Annotated in this window: 1 protein-coding gene; it reads left to right on the top strand. The window is 64.3% G+C overall.

Going from position 1 to position 406, the window contains the following annotated elements:
• The coding region (locus EN939_RS37760) for a thermonuclease family protein (RefSeq protein ID WP_164751677.1) at positions 1-356 on the top strand (356 nt) is incomplete at its 5' end.
• Between the last annotated feature and the right edge of the window lie 50 nt (positions 357-406).

The raw sequence follows: 406 nt of genomic DNA, 5'->3' as shown, positions 1-406 counted from the left end.
GTACTGACTATTCCTGCGGCACGCTTGCGCGCCAGTCGCTCGTTCGCCTGATCGCCGGCAAGCCCGTCTCTTGTACCGGCTGGCAACGTGATCGTTATGGCCGGTTGCTCGGCGACTGCACCGCCGGCGGCAAGGATCTCAACCGCGCGCAGGTCGAGGCGGGCTGGGCGGTTGCGTATGGCGACTTCGAGAGCGAGGAGGCCGTCGCCCGGGCGGGAAAGGCCGGCATCTGGGCGGGAACGTTCGACCAGCCGCAGAATTGGCGAGACAGCCGTCACGGCGAAGTCGTCGAGAAGAAGCACGGCACATTGGCCTCGATCGGCGATGCCGTCCGCGAGATTTTTCGCTTCTGGTGATGCGCGTCCTGAAAGCCGAACCGAGAACGAACAGGAGGATGGAATGAAAC

The organism is Mesorhizobium sp. M7A.F.Ca.CA.002.05.1.1 (assembly GCF_003998335.1).
Taxonomy (GTDB): Bacteria; Pseudomonadota; Alphaproteobacteria; order Rhizobiales; family Rhizobiaceae; genus Mesorhizobium.
The sequence above is the reverse complement of the archived record's forward strand: the minus strand, read 5'-3'. Positions and strand labels throughout refer to the sequence as shown.